The following is a 2,844-nucleotide window of genomic DNA, read 5'->3' on the forward strand; positions in this document are numbered from 1 at the left end:
CTCGCCGTTTCCGTAGCCGTAGCCGTAGCGGGCCTTCGGCAGGTAGAACGGGGCCTGCGACATGTTCTCCATGCCACCTGCGACCACGACCTGGGCGTCGCCGGCGCGGATCGCCTGGTCGGCCAGCATGACGGCCTTCATGCCGCTGCCGCAGACCTTGTTGATGGTCATGCACGCGACCGACTGCGGTAGCCCGGCGCCGAGCGCGGCTTGGCGGGCGGGCGCCTGCCCCTCCCCTGCCGTCACGACGTTACCGAGGATGACCTCATCGACGTGGTCGCCCTCGACGGACGCGCGCTCGAGGGCGCCGGTGATGGCCGCCGACCCGAGAGCGGGTGCCGAAACGGTGGACAAGGCGCCACCGAACGAGCCGACGGGAGTGCGAGCAGCGGAAAGAATGACGGAGGCCATAGCGAGAGAGATGAGAGAATCGGAAGCGGTTCCATCCAAGCTATCCGAGCCGCGTCCTCGAGGGGTTGACGGTCGGTGAAATGGAGGGCTTACCGAACGCCGTCCGCCCGTCGCTGAATCACGTCGCGTAGAGATTCTCGCCAGTCGATCGCCTCGATGCCGAGGGCCCTCAACGACTCCTCCGTCTCAAGCTCGACGCGGACCGGCCTCGAGGCCGGTGTCGGATACTCAGACGTGGCGATCGGGTCGACGGGCACGAGCGGGACGATGCCGGCCTCGGCGCCCAAGCGGACGGTCTCCGTCGCCAGGTCACGCCACGTCGCGAGCGGGCTCCCTGCGACGTGAAGAACGGGAGGCAGATCCGACCGTGTCGCGGCCTCGAGGGCGGCGCGCGCGACGTCGGCGGCGGAGGTCGGGTGGCCCCACTGATCGGCGACGACGCGGAGTCGGTCGCGCTCGCCGGCAAGGCGCAGCATCGTGGTCACGAAGTTGCCGTCGTAGGGACTGAACACCCAGGCCGTCCGCAGCACGACGCTTCGCGACGCGACCTCGAGGACGGCGGCCTCGCCCTGAGCCTTGGTCGCTCCGTAGACCCCGAGCGGAGCGACGGGATCGGACGGGGCGTACGGGCTCTGCGTCCCGTCGAACACGTAGTCTGTCGAGATGTGGACGAGCGGCACGTCACAATCTGCCGACGCTCGGGCGACGTTCCGCGCGCCCTCGACGTTGACCGCCGTCGCGGCCTCGAGGTCGGACTCGGCGCGGTCGACCGCGGTGTAGGCCGCCGCGTTGACGACGGCGTCCAGGTGCTCGTCCTCGAGGGCGCGGCGGACCGCGTCGAGGTCGGTGATGTCGAGGTCGGCCTGCAGGAGGCCGACGACCTCGAGGGCGCTCTCGGAACCCAGCCGGACGAGTTCGCGGCCGACCTGCCCGCCCGCTCCGGTGACCAAGACCCTCACGAGACCTGGGGCAAGTCGGCGGCCTCGAGGTCCTGGAGACGTGGATACGTCTGGTCCTTGGCCGAGAGAACGGGGTCCGCGACGGGCCACTCGATGCCGAGGTCTGGGTCGTCCCACGCGATGCCTCCCTCGTCATCAGGGCGGTAGACGTCGGTGCACTTGTAGAAGACGTCCGCCACATCCGAGGTCACGCAGAAGCCGTGGGCAAACCCGGGCGGCACCCAGAGCTGGCGGTGGTTGTCCTCGGACAGTTCGACTCCTTCCCACTGGCCGAACGCGGGCGACCCCAGCCGAACATCGACGATCACGTCCCAGATTTGGCCCCGGGCGACCTCGACGAGCTTGCCCTGCGGGTGCTCCTTCTGGAAGTGCAGGCCACGCAGGATGCCGCGGGGACTCCGGCTGTGGTTGTCCTGGACGAACGTCGCTGGGATGCCGGCGGCCGCGTAGCGATCGGCGTGGTAGCGCTCGAGGAAGAACCCGCGCTCGTCGCCGAACACACGGGGCTCGATCACGAGTGCGTCGGGGAGGGACGTCTCGAGGACGGTCACGGTGCGGCCCGGCTCGGGACCCAGGACGCCCACTCGAGGGCGGGGTCGCCCCAGGCGAACACCGACGGGTTGCGCAAGTCGGACTTGTTGTAGCCCAGCACCGACCCGTCCCTCGCCGACACACCGCCGCCCGCGGCCTCGAGGACGGCCTGGGCCGCGGCGGTGTCCCACTCGAACGTGGGGACCGTGCGCGGGTAGAAGTCAGCGGCGCCCTCGGCGACCAAGCAGAACTTGAGCGACGACCCCATCGAGGTCGACTCGACAGACCGCCCCCCGGCCTCGATGCGCGTGAGGATGGCCGCGATCTCTGGCCCCGCATGGTCCCGGCTCGCGACCACGGTCAGCGCGTTCGAGGCCGCGCGCGTCGAGATCGGCATCGGCTCGTTGTCGCCCATCTGCTTCCACGCCTGCCCGTCGGCCGCGGAGTACGTCACGCCGTGGACCGGAACGTGGACCACGCCCAGCGTCGGCCGGCCGTCCTCGACGAGCGCGATGTTGACCGTGAACTCGCCGGACGTGACCGGCGGCACCGCCGATCCCTTGACGAACTCCTTGGTGCCGTCGAGCGGATCGACACACCAGAACCGGGACCACGACGCGCGGCCCTCGAGGTCAGACTCGGGCGACTCCTCCGACAGGATGGGGATGCCGGACCCCTCGAGGACCGACGAGATCGTCCGGTGAGCGGCGAGGTCGGCCTGGGTCAGCGGCGAGTCGTCGGCCTTGTGGTCGACGGTGAGCGGCTGGCCGTAGAACTCGAGGATGGCGTCGCCGCCGGCGCGAGCGGCCTCGAGGGCGAACGGGAGGAGGTCGGGCATAGGTCGACGGTGGGTCCCGGCAACATCGCGCCGGCCTCGAGGACGGGACGCGAAAAAGCGGTCCGACCTCGAGGACCAGACTCCGTCCGGCGCCTGCGGCTAGGC

4 protein-coding genes are annotated in these 2,844 nt (G+C 70.3%); all 4 read right to left on the reverse strand.

Going from position 1 to position 2,844, the window contains the following annotated elements; genetic code table 11:
• On the reverse strand, positions 1–411 hold a 411-nt coding region (locus WBA11_RS10835; protein ID WP_424520703.1), incomplete at its 3' end, for a beta-ketoacyl synthase N-terminal-like domain-containing protein.
• Positions 412–500: 89 nt separating this feature from the next.
• Positions 501–1,370, reverse strand: a complete 870-nt coding sequence (gene rfbD / locus WBA11_RS10840) for a dTDP-4-dehydrorhamnose reductase (RefSeq protein ID WP_424520704.1) — start codon at positions 1,368–1,370, stop codon at positions 501–503.
• Entirely contained in the window at positions 1,367–1,921 is a 555-nt protein-coding gene (gene rfbC, locus WBA11_RS10845) for a dTDP-4-dehydrorhamnose 3,5-epimerase (RefSeq protein ID WP_424520705.1), read from the reverse strand. Before rfbC ends, rfbD begins: the two co-directional genes overlap by 4 nt.
• The gene (cysQ, locus tag WBA11_RS10850; protein WP_424520706.1) at positions 1,918–2,739 is read right to left on the reverse strand and encodes a 3'(2'),5'-bisphosphate nucleotidase CysQ; all 822 of its coding nucleotides are present in this window, start codon (positions 2,737–2,739) and stop codon (positions 1,918–1,920) included. Before cysQ ends, rfbC begins: the two co-directional genes overlap by 4 nt.
• Positions 2,740–2,844: the final 105 nt, after the last annotated feature.

This window comes from Rubrivirga sp. (assembly GCF_049648075.1).
GTDB lineage: Bacteria > Bacteroidota > Rhodothermia > Rhodothermales > Rubricoccaceae > Rubrivirga.

What these genes read in the sequence shown, in the direction of transcription:
- cysQ (WP_424520706.1), bottom strand. Translation starts at nt 2,739, where the DNA reads ATGCCCGACCTCCTCCCGTTCGCCCTCGAGGCCGCTCGCGCCGGCGGC.